Genomic DNA, 15,078 nt, shown 5'->3' with positions numbered 1-15,078 from the left:
CGCGATTGCGGCGCTCCTGCCCGCGTTGCCGCGAAGCCTGCTGCTTCGCATACGCGGCCTGGGCGGCGGTCACCGTGCCCACGGCCTGCCCGGCCAGGTCGTAGCGCGGCGCATCCTCGGTCATGCTTGCCCAGTAGCGCGCTCCGCGGCACCAGGTGGAGATGCCGAGCTTCAGCTGCTCATCGGTCAGGCCCAGCAGTTCCAGGTGCTGCTGAGCATCCTTGAGGATGCCCTCCTTGAGCGGAACCTTGGGCGCCGGATTCACGGGAAAAGCCAGTGGGAAATGCTTCTGCAAGCGCCAGATGGCTTCCACCGCAGGGTCCTGCTCGGACGGTTTCGCTCGCGGTGAGGCCGGCCGCGCGCGCTTCGCACTTTCGGCCTTGGCCTGTTCTTTCTCCGCCCGCAGGCGGTCACGTAGTCCAGCTAGTTGTTCAAAACCCATCGTTCAAGTCACAGCTTCGAGGTTGAATGCGAGGTGCAAGGATATTCCATGCAGCAGGCGAGCACATCCTGAACAGGATGAATCGTTATCGGCAGGCCCACGGGAGATGGATCGATCGCGGGTCCGCAGGCAGCTTCCGACCCTTGGCGAACCCTGTGTCGCACCCTCTCAGCTCCTTGGGGCGGGCACCTTCGAGCGGCGCGGGAAGCCCTGGTACGGTGCAGGCGGGGCAGGGCGCGTTGTCGCAACCGCGGCTGCGACGAAGCGGGCCCGCCATCCGCTGGCCGGCCCTTCGATCAGTAGCGATAGGTCAATTGCACCGCCAGGCCGCTCGCGCTGTTCTTGAATTTCGCGCTGTAGCTGGGCTGCAGACCGGAGTCGTTACTCTGGTTGACCGATGCTTCGGAGTCCCACAGGTAGCCGTAGGCGGCGTCGATCGTCACGTCGCTGTTCGGCGAATAGGCCGCGCCCAGGGTGACGGACTTGCGGTTGGCCACCGGGATGCGCAGGCTTCGGTCGGCGTTGCGCACCGGAGCGGGATCGTAGGCGTAGCCTGCGCGCAGCAGCCACTGCGGGTTCAACTGGTAGGAAGCGCCAATCGCGGTCGACCAGGTGTCGTGCCAGTTCAGCTCCTCGCCCACCTGTCCAAGGCCGGCGGCCTGGCCGAGCGGAGAGACATTGCTGTTGACGGCCTCGAATTTCCTGAAGCGACTCCAGCGTGTCCAGGTGGTGCCCAGGTAGCCGGTCCAGCGATCGTCGAAGTGATGGGTGATGGAGGTGTCCACCGACTCCGGTGTGTCGAGGTCGACCTTGGCCTTGTATTTCTCGTTCAGGTCCAGGAAGTCGGGGGCGCCTGAAAGGGTCGTATGCCCTTTCAGCTCGTAGCTGACCTTGGAGTGATAGGTGATACCCCAGCTGGTCGCCTCGTTGAAATCGACCAGCAAGCCGATGTTGAAGCCAACGGCAGTATCGTCGCCCTTGATGGTGACCAGGGTTTCCTTGCCGTTGTTCAGGTTGCCGGTGGCCAGGTTGTTCTGCAGTTTCGCATCGAAGTGGTTGAGGGTCGGGCCGCCGCCGATGGAGACATGGTCGTTCAGCCGATACGCAATGGTCGGTTGCAGGGTGAGGATCTGGGTCTTGCTGTACGAGCCGAAGTAGCGCCCCTGGAAGGTGTTTTCGTAATCGTTGACCAGGCCGAAGGGAACGTAGAGTCCCAGTCCCACCGACAGGCGCTCGTCGATGGGGCTCGACAGGTAGGCAAAGGGAATGACGGCGGTCGGGACGGAGTCGCCCTTGTTCGTCCCTGACGCCGTGCTCTCGACGTCGCTGATATCGTCGCTGACGGCAAGGACCGCGGCGCCACCGCTCGCTTCGCTGCGCCGCAACCTGATCAATCCGGCGGGGTTTCCATAGATGGTGCTGGCATCCAGGGCGGAGGACGATCTTCCCGCGTAAGCGGTGCCCGCGCTGCTGGCGCTCTGCTCATTGAGCGCGAGGCCATTGGCAAGCGCGGTCGTCGAGCTGCCGACCAGTGCGGCCGCAGCGGCCGCGCGAAGCCATGCCGAAGACTGTCGATGAGCGGATTCCACGCAATGTTTCTGATGCATCTTTCACCTCTTTCTTGTTTTTGTAAGGCGCGCAGGCGGAAAACAGCAGGCAAGGCGTTGCCCGCCTGCGCAGGAGCCAGGTTCGTTCTTGGGGGTGGTTTTCCATCAACCGGCGGGCATTGGTGCCGGTTGCCGTTGCTCTTTCGAACTACCGGGGCGGGACGGCTTCACTCATGCCATTGCACCTGCAGGCTGTATCGCCCCAGGACCGGGGCGAGGGTCTCCCGGGATGCGCCGGCGTACAGGTTCAGCAGCAGGCCGCGCCTGGAGTCCTGCACCGCCTCTACGCGCATGTCCGGAAGGCCGAGATGCGCGATTTCCCGTTTGACGACGGCGACGGCTTCGCGCTGTTGCAGGGCGGGTTTGAATATCTTGCCCACGGCGGTCAGCGGCAGCTCGCTCAGGATCTCGACTCGCTTGGGTACCGCGGCGCGTTCGCTGATGTTCTCGCTGGCGAACGCCAGGAGCTCTTCGTCACTTGAGGATGCGCCCGGCTTCAACTGCACATAGGCCACGGGGACTTCGCCGGAATAGGCGTCCGGGCTGCCGATCGCTGCCGCCAGTGCCACGGCGGGGTGGGCTTGCAGCGCTTCTTCAATCTGTTTCGGGTCGATGTTGTGGCCGCCGCGGATGATCAGCTCCTTCTTGCGCCCGGTCAGCCAGAAGTAACCCTCGGCGTCCTGGCGTCCGAGGTCGCCGGTGTTCAGCCAGCGCTCGCCGTCGATGTCGATCCAGATTCCCTGGTTGTGGCTGTCGTCCAGGTAGCCGGCGAACAGGTTCGGGCCGCGAATGGCGATGACGCCGACCTCGTCGGTGCCGGCATCGCGTTCGTATCCGCCTGCCGGGTCCAGGATCACCGCACGCATGTCCTGGTAGGCGAGGCGCAAGCCGATGGAACCGATCCGCCGCTCGCCATGGGGCGGGTTGACCGAGGAGACGCAGGCCCCTTCGGTCAGACCGTATCCTTCGAGGATGCGCACGCCGGTCCGGCTTTCGAATTCGCGGAACAGCTCCACCGGCATGGGCGCGGCGCCGCACAGCGCATAGCGCAGGCTGGACAGGTCGCGGCTGGACGGGTCGCCTTGGAGCAGGGCCGAATAGACGGTCGGCACGCCGGAGAAGAAATGGATGCCGAAGTGTTCGACCATGTCCCAGAAGTGCGGAATGACCTGGGGGTCGCGATAGCCCTGCGCCGTGCCGAGAATCACGTGATCACCCTGGCACCAGGGCATCAGCCCGGTGACCAGCTGGCCATTGACGTGGAACAGCGGGAGGCCGCAGAAGATCACCTGGCTGGCACTGCGCGGTTGCAGCTGGGCGGCCATCGCCCAGGCGTTGAAGACCTCCGAACCGTGCGTGCGCGCGGCGATCTTCGGCAGGCCGGTGGTGCCGCCGGTGCAGAAGTAGGAGGAGCGCTCCTGCGCCCGGATCTGCCGGCCACTGGCGAGATGGGTTGCAGGTTGGGCGTCCATCAGGGCGCGCAGGTCGTGGATGGGCACGCCGCTATGGCGGGCCCGCTCCTGTTCTGCCATGGCCCGGAGTACGGCACGCTGCTGATCGTTGGCGTAGGGCTCCACGCTCACCCAGACGACATGCCGGACCGCGGGCAGGTCGCCGAGCTGGGTGGCCAGCTTTGCCCAGGAATCACTGCCTGGCGTGGGCGCCAGCGTCACCACGACGGAGGCCTTGGCCGACTGCAGCAGGCTGGCGATCTGCCGGGCTTCGAGCAGCGGGTTGATCGCCATGACGATGCCCGCTGCCTCGCCGCCCCAGATGGTGAAGTGGGTCTCGGGCAGGTTCGGCAGGAGGAAGGCGACCACTTCTCCAGACCCTGTGCCCAGGGCATGGAAGGCATTCGCGGCACGGGTGATATCGGCGAAGAGCTGCGCGTAGGTCCAGTCGAAGGTGCGTCTGAAGTCCGCGGCCTGGGGGATGAAGCTCAGCGCCGGAGCATCGGGGCAGCGTTCGGCGCTTCGACGCAGGGCCTCGTAGGTGCTCGCAGGCAGGTGCTGATCCTCCAGCGGGGCGCTTTCGAGCTCGCGGATGTCGGCCAGTGTCCGCACGCTCATCAGGCTTCTCCTACGACGCGGTTGCGCTGCTCGCCCAGGTCGATCACGCCGTCGGCACTGCGGATGCGCGCTTCGACCAGGTCGCCGACCTTGAGGTATTGCGGGCGGCTTTCCTGCGCCTTGAGGAACAGCTTCCACTTGGTGGCTTCGGGCATCAGCGCGGCGATGCGCTGCTTGGCCGGCGAGGGGATGGACAGTGCGCAGCCGGCCGGCGTGCCGGTGGCGATCAGGTCGCCGGCATCGAGGTCCTGCACCGACGAGAGTTCGGTGAGGGTTTCCGCGGGGCCGTAGACCAGGTTGGCGGTGTTGTCTTCCTGGCGAACCTGGCCATTCACCGTCAGACGCAGATGCAGGGCCTTGAGGTAGTGCATGTCCTTTTCGCCCAGCAGGCAGAGGTACGGGCCGACCGGGCCGAAGGTGCGGAAACTCTTGCCCTTGTAGAACTGCATCTGCGGGATCTGGATGTCGCGGGCCGAGTAGTCGTTGACGATGACGACGCCGGCGATGAACTCGTGCAGGTTCTTCTCGGTGACGGCAACGGCGCCGCCGATCGCGCGCTTCATGATCAGGCCCAGCTCGATTTCATAGTCGAGGAAGCGCACCTTGCTCGGCTTGATGAGATCGCTGTCGGCGGCCACCAGGCAACTGGTCGCCTTGGTGAAGATCATGTTGTATTTCTTCGCGTCGGGGTCCATGCCGGACTCGATCATGTGCTGGCGGTAGTTGGCGCCCTGGCAGACGAACTGCTGGTTGCGGGTCACCGGCGACAGCACCCTGACCTCGCTCTCGGCCAGTTCGCTGCCCTGCAGGCGGGCCAGCTCCTCGACGCTGTTCTGGCGGATGAAATCGCCGGTCGTGGCGAAGGCGCCGGGAATCGGCGTGATGCGCCCCTGGCGGATCACGCCCCACTGGATGCTGTTCTGGTGTTCGAAACGGACGACATGTACGGCTGGCATGGAAGGCACTCCTGGAGCATCGTTCTGCCCCCGCTCGCAGCGGCGGGGGCTTGGTTGTGGGAACTCAGCGAACGCGGTCGGGCAACCGGCGAGCACCCAGCCCGCCATCGCCGCAGCGCTTCGCAGGGCGGTTCGCCGAGTGACGTTCATCGAGGCGCGGGGTTATCCGAACAGGCGCATCAGCGCGGCGAGCTTGCCCAGCGTCAGGTCCGGGCTGCGGCGCAGATTGCGCACCAGCGCGCGCAGGTTGCTCACGCTGAGCCTGGGTCGGGTGAAGCTCTTGGGCATCCGTTGCCCCCACTGCGACATGGCCTCGGCGCTGACGTAATGAATGCCGGTGGGCGAAGAGGCCGTGAACAGGTCGCCGTCGCAGTAGTGCTCGTGCTTGTCGCCCCAGGGGTCCTGCCAGTAGTCGAATATCTGGCTGCCGAGGATGTGCCGGCCGATGCCCCAGGCGTGTTTCCAGTTGCGTTCGCGCAGGACGCGCTGGCCCATGCCCACGGCGTCGGCATCGACCAGCTCGTAGGCGCTGTGGCTGTAGGTCGCCACGAAGCCCTGGGCGATCGCCAGGGTGTGGTGATCCGCCGGCGTCTCGCCTCTGTCCAGGCGCATGAAGGCCACGATGGGCGACCCGTCTTCAAGCACCTGCACGTCGCTGGGAATGAAGCCCAGATGCTGTGTGTACCAGCCGCAGGTGGCCTGGTAGTCGGCGACTTCAAGGACCAGGTGGCCGAGCCTCAGCACTTCCGGTGGGGCTACCGGCGGGCGCTGGGCGCCGTTGATTCGCGGCTGCTGCAGGGCGAAATTCAGCGCAAGCGCCGGCCTGTGGGGGAGGGGCTCGCTGGGCGATTGCGCGCAGATGGCCTCGACGAGGAATCCGGAAGGATCGACCAGCCTGACCTGCCGCCCGCCGCCCGGATGGGGAATCTCCTCGATCGACGACGCACCCGGAATCCGAGCCAGCCGCTCCAGGTCTTCGCGGCTGCCAACTTCCAGTCCGAAACCCAGGAAGCGCGCCCGCTCGCCGCGATGGACGCGATAGCAATAGGGCGTCGGGTCGGCGGCGCGCAGGTACAGCGTCTGCGCATCCCGATGGCTGATCGTCAGGCCGAAGTCAGTCAGGAAACGTGCTGCTTCCTCGAGGTCGGGGCGCTCGAAGATCAGGTGGGCGAGGCGCTGAGCCTTGACCGTGGGGGCAGGGTGCCGGGCTGGCTGAGGCGTGGCCAGGCGGGGTGATGCAGGAATGCTGGTCATTGTTGTTGTTCTCCGAACTTTCTTCGGGCAAAAGTCGGCCCCGCCCCCTTTCTGACGGGGCGACAACCGTATCGCTTGGGGCGGATCTAGCCGAGCGTTGGGAGTGCCGGCAGCTCCGTCATGGCAAGGTTTCTGGCTTCCTCGAAGGGCACGCCCAGCGCCCGCAGCAGGAATTCCGCCGTGTCGGTACCGGCTTCGCGCCAGGCCTTGTGTCCTTCCAGCACCAGATACATCGCCCCCAGTACCGCGCTGGAAACCAGCGTGATGACCGAGAGCAGTTGGTCCTGCTGGAAGCGGTAGCGCTGGCTGGCGAATCCTTCCAGCAGGTCCTTGGTCGCCTGGCTGACGAACATCTCGCGCAGGGCCGAATCGCTCATGGCGAAACGATGAATGAACGAGCCCCACTGGGGCTCTTCATGGGCGCGGCGAATGAAGAAGCGGACGCCATTGGCCAGCCGCTGGGCGGGGTCGTCGAGCTGCTCGAAACTCTTCCTGACCCGCTCATGCATCTCGGCGCTGAGGTGGGCGGCGACCGATTCGAACAGCTGCTCCATGCTCGGCACGTTGTTGTAGACAGTGCCGCGGGCGACGTTGGCCTCGACGGCCAGGTCACTGATGCTCACATCGGCTGCCCCGCGTTCGGCGAACAACCGTAGGGCGGCTTGATGGATGCGTCGCTGTGCGGGGCTCAGGGATTTCACGGGACTCTCCAGAATTGTCTCTGAAGGTAATTGAACAGTCATGTTCAATTTTAGTCAACGGGATTTTTTCGGCGCGTGCAGCTTTTTGTCGGAATTTCGCCAGATTTGTCCTGGATCGAGGGCGGATGATGGGTGTTGAATTGAACGAATATGTTCAATTGAATTTATGGGCGTGCAGGATGGCCCGCGAGCCCGGGCACCGCTGAGCGTTGCCTGAAGAAGTACGTGGGGCCCGATCATCGGGCGCGGCGCGGGATTGCGCCGCGCCGCCGCTACTCGATGTCGCCGCTCATCAGGCCCCCACCGGAGCCTCCGGCAACGCAAGGCTGGCGATCTTCCTGGCCTTGGCCGGGGTCGCCCCCAGCGCCTTGAGGATCATTTCCGCGAGCTGCACGTCGTGGTCGGCTACGCCGCGTCCCTCGACGACAGCACGCATCGCCCCGGTGGTGCAGGAAACCACCAGGTCCAGGGCGATGCCTTCATCGTGGTAGGAGAGGGCGCCCTCGCGCAGGCCTGCCTGCAGGTCGTCGAGCACGTGGGCCGCCAGGCGCGAGCGGATCGCCTGGTCGAAGTGGAAGATGCGCAGCAGTGCGCTGGCCCATTGTTCATCCTCGGCGGCCCGGCGTATGAACATGCGCACGCCGATGGAAAGCCGCTGGGCGCCGCTGCGCACGTCCGAGCTCAAGGCTGAAATGGCATCGGAAAACTCGTCGGCCATCGCAATGCCGACGGCTTCGAGCACTTCTTCGCGGGTGCGGAAGTAGTTGTAGATGGTGCCGTTGGAAACCTCCGCCTCCGTGGCGACTTCGAGCAGGGCGATTTCCCCCACCTCCTTGCGCGCAACCAGGCGCAACGCCGCATCGATCAGGCCGCGGCGAGTGCGTTCGCGCTTCTTGTGGCCGCGCGTGAGAGGTTGTGGTGCGTCCGTTTCCGGCTCGGGGGTGGGGGCGGACATTGTCAGGCTCGCAGTCTGGGAGGCTCGCCGATGGTAACGGAAACATCCCGGCCGTTGCAGTCGTTGCCCGCCAGCAACACGCGGCAAGCCTCGACCAGTTGGCCGGCATCGGCTGCCGGAGCGTGGTCCATGATGTGGCGATCGGGACGGACCGCGACCAGCGTGCCGGTGGCTGCCAGTGGCAGGAGATGGTGATTCAGATCTTCCACCGTCGGTGCGTTGCCCGCTGGATGTTGGCCGCAGGGCAGCACCTGGAGGAAGCCGCCGCCGATGCTCTTCCAGGCGGCAACCTGGGCAGGGGACAGATGCGCCAGGGGGTCGGTGCCCAACCCTACCAGGGTGAGGCTGTCGCCCAGCGCGACATCGCTCAACTGGATGCCACCCAGCGCGTTACGAACCCAGGCCTGGGGGAACAGGCCGCCGCGAACCAGCCGGTCGCCCCGCCGATGGGGCTTGAACAGACCCTGCCTGAAGCGGTTCTTCGGCTTGATCTCGAGGTCTTCGAAATACTTGCGCGTCGCGGGCGTCAATCCCAGCAGGCGCATCAGGCCGTGGGTCAGCACGGCGGCCAGCCGGCTCCTGGGCATCACCAGGCGGCCCATGAGCTTGGCCATGTCGATCATCGCCCTGGCGTGCGGGCGACGCTCCTGGTCGTAGGTGTCCAGGACCGAGGCGCTGGCCTGGCCGCGCAGCACCCAGGCGAGCTTCCAGGCCAGGTTGGCGACATCGCGCAGACCCGCCACCAGGCCCTGGCCGACGAAGGGCGGGGTGATGTGGGCAGCATCGCCCACGAGGAACACCCGTCCCTTGCTGAAGCGGTTGCAGCAGCGGGCGTGGAACCGGTACACCGCCTTGCGCTCGATCTTCAGTTCCCGCGGGTCGACCCAGGGCGAGATCAGCCGCGCGATGTTTTCCGGGTCTTCCATTTCCTCCCGCGTCTCACCCGGCTGCAGCATGAACTCCCAGCGCTCCCTGCCGCCGGGTGCGGGCATGTGCGGTACGGGGCGGCTGGGGTCGCAGATGAACTCGACGTGATCGATGGCCTTTGCGTGGCGATCGCTGGCGTCGACGATCAGCCAGTCCTCGGCGTAGGTCTGGCCTTCGAAATCCTGGCCGATCAGGCTCCTGACCCTGGAGCTGGCGCCATCGGCGCCGACCAGGTAACGGGCACGAACGAGGTGAACCTGGCCCTGCTGGTCGCGCACAGAAGCGATCACGCCGTCCGTCTGCTGATCCATGTGCTCCAGCTCGTAGCCGCCGAGGCTGCTCACGGAGTCGAACTGGGCGGCCTTGTCTCGCACCGCGTGCTCGAGGTCGGGCTGGTAGAAGGTCACCAGCTTGGGGTGGCCATCGATACAGCCGGCGGTGTTGGCCCGGCCGAACTGCCCGAGCAGTGGCGAGTGCATCCGCACCTGCGCAATCACCTTCTTCTCGAAGGCGTCCTCGGCCAGCCCGGCGAGCTGCAGGATGCGCAGCGCCTCGTTATCCAGGGCAATCGCACGAGGCATCAGCAGGACCTCGTGGGCCTTGTCCAGGACCAGCGTCTTCACGCCGTAGCGCCCGAGCAGCGCCGCGAGGGTCGCGCCAGCGGGGCCGTTGCCGATGATCAGTACGTCTGTCGTTTCCGGAAGCAGATCAGCGGGGGTCTTGTTGTTCATGTCGAGCCCTTGTTGTGATTGAAGTCGTGAGACGCGAAGGTCCCTCGTCAGGCGTGGCTCAGATTAATTAAAAATGAGACTGGTATCAATATTGGTGTTTGTGTCATTATTTCCGGGAGGCAGGGTTCACCTGCACGGTGCGTTCCCGCTGCCGGCGAGACCGAGGCGGGTCCCCGGGGCGTGACGACGGCGCACCGATGGGTATTCTTCCGAGCCAACAGGTACCGAAAGTGGCGCGTTTGCAGGCCAGTCCAGAACCTCTGCGGATTCGTTTCGCCGATTTCGAACTCGACGAGGCCAATGCCTGTCTGATGCGGCACGGCGAGGCGGTGACGCTGACGCCGACACCTTTCGCGCTGCTCTGCGCTCTGGCGCGCGAGCCGGGCATGCTGATGCGAAAGGACGCCTTGCTGGATGCGGTCTGGGGCCACCGCTTCGTCAGCGAATCGGTCCTCAAGACGGCGATCAGCGAACTGCGCCTGGCCCTTGCTGACAACCCGAGGCAGCCGGACATCATCGAGACCGTGTCGCGCCACGGTTACCGCTTCATTGCCCGTACTTCACCGGCGCATCCCAGCGCAAGCCTTGCCTCGCTTGATCCGAAGGCGCCTGCATTCATCGGCAGGAGCGCCGCGCTATCCCGGCTGGAAGCAGCCTGGCAGCGGGCGCAGGGTGGGCAGCGCGCACTGGTCTGGCTGGCGGGGGACCCCGGGATGGGGAAGACAACGCTCATCGACCAGTTCGTCGACGGTCTGGAAGGCGTGGCCTGCGCCCGCGGTCACTGCATCGAACACTTCGGTACCGCGGAACCCTACCTGCCCGTTCTCGAGGCGATCTCGCAGCTTTGTCGCGCCGATCCGCAGCTGCCGGAGCTGCTCCGCAGCGTGGCACCGACCTGGCTGATGCAGTTTCCCTGGCTGTGCAGCGCCGCCGAGCGGGAAGCGCTGCGGCGCGAACTGGTGGGCGTCGGTCCGGAGCGCATGCTCCGCGAAATGGGCGAATTGCTGGAGCGCTACACCGAGCAGCGGCCGTTGCTGCTGGTCACCGAGGACCTGCACTGGAGCGACAGGTCCACCGTGCAGCTGATCGCTTACCTCGCACGTCGTCGCGGGCGTATCCGGCTTTTGTGGCTGGCGAGCTTCCGGGTGGCCGAGGTGGTCGCGCTCGATCACCCGCTGGGCGCGTTGCGCCATGAGCTCCGCCTGCAGCGGCTGTGCGACGAAGTCATGCTCGATCCCTTCTCCGAGACCGAGGTCGCCGACTACGTGGCGCTGTCCTCGTCGGCGCTCGCGGGCGACGAATCCTTCGTCCGCGCCTTGCACCGGCGTACGGACGGCGTGCCTCTGTTCGTGTCTTCGATCATCGACGAGGTGATCGACTCGGCGCGCGAGAGTCTTGACGCCGAGGCCGCGCTGGCCCGGGTCGCCGTGCCGCAGAGCCTGCTGGCGATTCTCGATAGTTACCTCGCCAGGCTCGACGGGGAGCAGCGCGACCTGCTGACGGCTGCAGCGGTGTGCGGTGTCGAGTTTCGCCTGGAGACAGTCGCGCAGGTGCTCGGACGCGACCTGGCCGAGGTCGCCAATGCTTGCGAGGAGATGGTGCTTGCACATCTCTGGTTGGCGCATTCGCGCGTCTCGGACGGCGATTACGGCGGCGAAGCGCACTACGCCTTCCGGCACTCGCTATTCCGCCGGATGGTCTACGAGCGCACGCCGCATCCGATCCGCTCCCGCCTTCATCTGCAGGTCGGTGGCGCCCTGGAGCGTGAGCGCTGCGCCGGGGCGCTCGTGCCCGCCGCTGAGCTGGCGATGCATTTCGACCGGGCACGGCAGCCCCTGGCCGCACTGCGCTACTACGCAGAGGCGATGGAAGCGGCGCTGTTGCACTTCAGTCCGGGGTCGGCGCTCGGCCTGAGCCAGCGCGTTGTGCTCCAGCTGCAACGCGCGCCGGCGGGAGCCGAGCGCGATGCGCTGGAGATCAGCCTGGCCACGCTGGAGGGCGTAGCGGCTTTCCAGATGTCCGGCCTCAACGGGCAGTCGGCAGAGGCTTTCGAACGTGCCTACGGGCTGCTGGAAAAGTCGCCGGGCCATCCCATGGGCGGGCGTCTTCTGCACGGCTATGGTTACCTGCTGAGCCTGCGCGGTGACTACCTCCGGGCGCTGGCCGTAGCCCAGCGCGCCGAGGCGCTTTCGGTGCTGGCGAACGAGCCGCAGCGGATGCTGGCCGCCTGCATCGTGCATGGCGAGGTCCTGCATCTTCAGGGCCGCACGCAGCCGACTCGAGCTTGGCTGGAGCGCGCGTTCTCGATTGCCGAACCCCTGGATATCGGCGCGGGTGAAGTGGTCGCGGCAGACCCCCAGGTAATGCTGCTCGGCATGTTGTCCATCGAGCTGCTGCGCTGCGGGCTGCTCGATCAGGCCCGCCATAACATGCGACGGGCACAGGCCCGCGCCGCGATGCTGCGACAGCCGATGACACAACTGGTCGCCTGCTGGCATGAGCTGCTGATGGAAGTTCGCCTGGGCAATGCCGAGCGTGTGCGCGAACGGGTCGAAGACATGCAGGCTCTGGTCGATGAACACGCGCTGGCCCTCGGGCGGACGGCGTGCGGTTGGTGGCGTGGCTGGGCCGACGCACGCCTTGGCTCGCCGCTGGAAGGCCATCGGCGCATACGCGAGGCTTTCGAAGCCCATGCCGGCCTCGGCATGCGCGCCGGTTCCAGCGAAGTGCTTGGCTACGCGGCCGAGGCGCTGCTGCTGGCGGGCGATACCGAGGGAGCGCAAGGCGAGCTGCAGGAGGCGCTGCGGGTTGCGGCCGAACTGGGAGAACGTGTCTATCTGCCGCAACTGCTCCTGCTCAAGGCGGCCATCGCCTGGGCGCTGGGGCAGGGCGAAAGCGCCAGTGCCGCAGTGCGCAGCGCCGTGCAGGAAGCGCGCGTGCAGGAGGCCCCCTGGCTCGAACTCCTTGCGCTCGTCGAGCTATGCAGCCGCGGCGATGCGACGGACGAGGAGCACCAGGCGCTGGCGCGGCTCGTCGAGCGGCTTCCCGAGGCAGAGGGCAGTGAACCGATGAGGCGTGCCAGGACGCTGCTGCTTCCCTTCGATCTGGCCGCTGGAGCGGCCGCTGCGTGCAGCTCGCGGCCTGTGCTTGCGAGCGTCCTGACCGAAGCCTGACCGTCCGCTTACGACTCGGCGATTCGACCTGTCTAGGCTGCGATCGAACTTTCGATCACCTGGTCTCGCTATGGTCCTGAACCCCGAATCCAAATACCCGACTCGCCGCGCCTACGTGGTGAAACTGCAGAACGACGCGACGCCGGCCACGCTTGTCGGCCGCGTCGAGAACCTGGTCACCGGACATCAGCGCGAGTTCGCCTGCGCTGGCGAGCTGCTGCGCGCCATCAGCGCGGACCTGGCCGTCGCGGCAGGTGCGCAGGCCGTGGACGCCACCGAAGATTGATCCCTGACACCTGACCGGATGCCGAGTCTGGTGACCGAATCGCGACCTTCTGCTGACAACTTGGCCGCGTCGAAGCCTCACGCTTGTGCCCCGTCGAATTCCACCGAGTCCCTATCGATGTTGCGATTTCCCTCCCTCTCTTCGCCGCTTCGCTGCTGCGGGCGAATGGCCGGTCAGCGTGGCGGATTCCTGCTCGCCGGTGCGCTTGCCGCGAGCATCGCGCTGGCCTTGACCGGTTGTTCCACGCCGCAGCTCAAGCCTTCAGTGGAGCTACCGTCCCGGTTCGCCGCCGCCACAGCTTCCCGGATGGAACCGGAGGCAGCGTGGTGGACGGCTTTCAATGACCCGGTACTCAGCGATCTGGTGCAGCGCGCGATGCGCGAGAACCGCGACGTGAAGATCGCTGCCGAGCGCCTGGGCGCTGCACGGGCAGGCGAGACGATCAGCCGTTCGTGGCTGTTTCCCAGCGTGGGGCTGTCCGCCGGTGGTACTGATCGTCGCACGGGCTACGACTCGGCCACCCGGCAACTCTATCCCGATACCCGGACCGCCAGCGCGGGCCTGGACGTCTCCTGGGAGCTCGACCTGAGTGGCCGGCTGCGTGCCGGCGCCGCAGCGGCCAAGGCGGACGCCCTGGCCGCCGAGTACGGCGAACGCGGTGTGCGCCTGCTGGTGATGAGCGATGTCGCCAGCAATTACTTCACCCTGCGCGGTGCGCTGCTCCAGGCCGAGACGCTGCGTTCCATCGCCGCGGCGCAGGAGGAAACCCTGCGCCTGGTCTCTGCACGCAAGCGTGCCGGCCTGGCTTCGGACTTCGACGTCGAGCGAGCGCAGACCGAGGCGGCCTCCGCGCGCGCGCAGATCCCGCCAATGGAAACCCTGGCGGCGGTGGCGCGCCATCGCATCGCCGTGCTGATCGGCGACCAGGCCTTCAATGCCGACGCCATCGTGCCCTCCGCCAACGAGGCGTTCATACCCCGGCCACAATCCGGACAACCAGCCACGCTCCTGCAGCGCCGCCCGGACGTTCTCGCCCTGATGGCGCAACTGGATGCGGCCAATGCACGCCGGCAGCAGGCCGCCGCGGAGTGGTTCCCACGCCTGTTCCTCGGCGCTTCCTTCGGCAGCCAGGGGCTGGCGCTGAACGGCGCGAGCCTCGGCTCCGCCCGTTTCACCAATGTGGCAGGCCTGCTCGCCATGCCGTTGTTCAACGCCGGTCGCACGCGCGCCATCAACGAGGCTGCCGAGAGCAGCCAGCGTGAGGCGCTGCTGCGCACTCAGGACGGCATCGCCCGCGCCTTGGAAGACGTGGAAAACGCCCTCGTCACCCTGGGGCAGGAACACCAGCGCGCTGACTCGCTGCAGGCAGCTTCGACCACGGCGGAGTCCGCGCTCGGCCACGCCCAGTCGCTCTACAGCCGAGGGCAGATCGACCTGCTGCCGCTGCTCGACGCACAGCGCGCTCGCCTGGCGGCGCGGCTGAACGCCAACGACAGCAGCACGCGCCTGCTGCTCGACAGCGTCCAGCTCTACAAGGCGCTGGGCGGCGGCTGGCAGGTCTTCGAACCGGTGGCCCCGGTCGCCGGGACCGGCAGCGTCCATCCACTTTCCTGAATACCGACTTCCGATAGAGGTGTCGTCTTGAAAAACTCCCTAGTTGCAGTCGGCATGATGACCGCTGCCGCGCTGCTTTGTGCCTGCAGCCCAAGCCAGCCCGCCGCGCAGGTGCTGCGGCCCGTGCGCACCGTCGAACTGCGCTATGACAGCGCCCGCGAGAGCAATCGCTACGTTGGCACCGTGCAATCGCGCTATGAGGTGGACCAGGCTTTCCGCGTGGGCGGCAAGGTTGTCCAGCGCAAGGTCGATGTCGGCCAGTCCGTGAAGGAAGGCGAGGTGCTCGCCGTGCTGGACGATAGCGACTACCGCCTTGCCGAAGACGCCGCCCGCCAGGCCAGGGACGCCGCCGCCTGGCGCGCC

The 15,078-nt window shown here is 66.5% G+C and carries 12 protein-coding genes; 4 read left to right on the top strand and 8 right to left on the bottom strand.

Translation table 11 applies throughout. The annotated features are described in order from the left end of the window. From ACCC94_RS20605 to ACCC94_RS20570, 8 genes are all read right to left on the bottom strand, one after another. A partial coding sequence (locus ACCC94_RS20605; protein ID WP_413351383.1) for a ProQ/FinO family protein occupies positions 1-442 on the bottom strand: 442 nt, incomplete at its 3' end. Positions 443-738: 296 nt separating this feature from the next. Continuing rightward, positions 739-2,049, bottom strand: coding sequence for an OmpP1/FadL family transporter (locus ACCC94_RS20600; RefSeq protein ID WP_413351382.1), 1,311 nt, complete (start codon positions 2,047-2,049; stop codon positions 739-741). Between the two features lie 167 nt (positions 2,050-2,216). After that, positions 2,217-4,118 carry an acyl-CoA synthetase gene (locus tag ACCC94_RS20595; RefSeq protein ID WP_413351381.1) on the bottom strand — a complete coding sequence of 634 codons (1,902 nt, stop codon included), beginning with the start codon at positions 4,116-4,118 and terminating at the stop codon, positions 2,217-2,219. Then, the gene (locus ACCC94_RS20590) at positions 4,118-5,074 is read right to left on the bottom strand and encodes a fumarylacetoacetate hydrolase family protein (RefSeq protein ID WP_413351380.1); all 957 of its coding nucleotides are present in this window, start codon (positions 5,072-5,074) and stop codon (positions 4,118-4,120) included. Before ACCC94_RS20590 ends, ACCC94_RS20595 begins: the two co-directional genes overlap by 1 nt. 162 nt (positions 5,075-5,236) lie before the next feature. Next, the gene (locus tag ACCC94_RS20585) at positions 5,237-6,328 is read right to left on the bottom strand and encodes a VOC family protein (protein ID WP_413351378.1); all 1,092 of its coding nucleotides are present in this window, start codon (positions 6,326-6,328) and stop codon (positions 5,237-5,239) included. 86 nt (positions 6,329-6,414) lie between these two features. After that, a complete protein-coding gene (locus ACCC94_RS20580) occupies positions 6,415-7,029 on the bottom strand; it encodes a TetR/AcrR family transcriptional regulator (protein ID WP_413351377.1) in 615 nt (204 codons plus the stop codon). A 292-nt stretch (positions 7,030-7,321) separates the two neighbouring features. Beyond that, complete coding sequence (locus tag ACCC94_RS20575) at positions 7,322-7,984, bottom strand: TetR/AcrR family transcriptional regulator (RefSeq protein WP_413351376.1); 663 nt, start codon at positions 7,982-7,984, stop codon at positions 7,322-7,324. 2 nt (positions 7,985-7,986) lie between these two features. Then, entirely contained in the window at positions 7,987-9,642 is a 1,656-nt protein-coding gene (locus ACCC94_RS20570) for a bifunctional 3-(3-hydroxy-phenyl)propionate/3-hydroxycinnamic acid hydroxylase (RefSeq protein WP_413351375.1), read from the bottom strand. A gap of 197 nt (positions 9,643-9,839) precedes the next feature. Here ACCC94_RS20570 and ACCC94_RS20565 point away from each other — a divergent pair, with 197 nt between their 5' ends. The 4 genes from ACCC94_RS20565 to ACCC94_RS20550 form a co-directional block, all read left to right on the top strand. Then, positions 9,840-12,815: an ATP-binding protein gene (locus tag ACCC94_RS20565; protein ID WP_413351374.1), complete on the top strand. Its 2,976-nt coding sequence runs from the start codon at positions 9,840-9,842 to the stop codon at positions 12,813-12,815. A gap of 70 nt (positions 12,816-12,885) precedes the next feature. Further along, the gene (locus ACCC94_RS20560; RefSeq protein ID WP_413351373.1) at positions 12,886-13,101 is read left to right on the top strand and encodes a hypothetical protein; all 216 of its coding nucleotides are present in this window, start codon (positions 12,886-12,888) and stop codon (positions 13,099-13,101) included. Between the two features lie 117 nt (positions 13,102-13,218). Further along, positions 13,219-14,715 carry an efflux transporter outer membrane subunit gene (locus ACCC94_RS20555; RefSeq protein WP_413351372.1) on the top strand — a complete coding sequence of 499 codons (1,497 nt, stop codon included), beginning with the start codon at positions 13,219-13,221 and terminating at the stop codon, positions 14,713-14,715. Between the two features lie 27 nt (positions 14,716-14,742). Further along, the coding region (locus ACCC94_RS20550) for a biotin/lipoyl-binding protein (protein WP_413351371.1) at positions 14,743-15,078 on the top strand (336 nt) is incomplete at its 3' end.

Source organism: Pseudomonas sp. Pseusp97 (genome assembly GCF_047304025.1).
GTDB lineage: Bacteria > Pseudomonadota > Gammaproteobacteria > Pseudomonadales > Pseudomonadaceae > Pseudomonas.
Note: the sequence above shows the minus strand (reverse complement) of the source record. Positions and strands in the feature narration are given on the sequence as shown.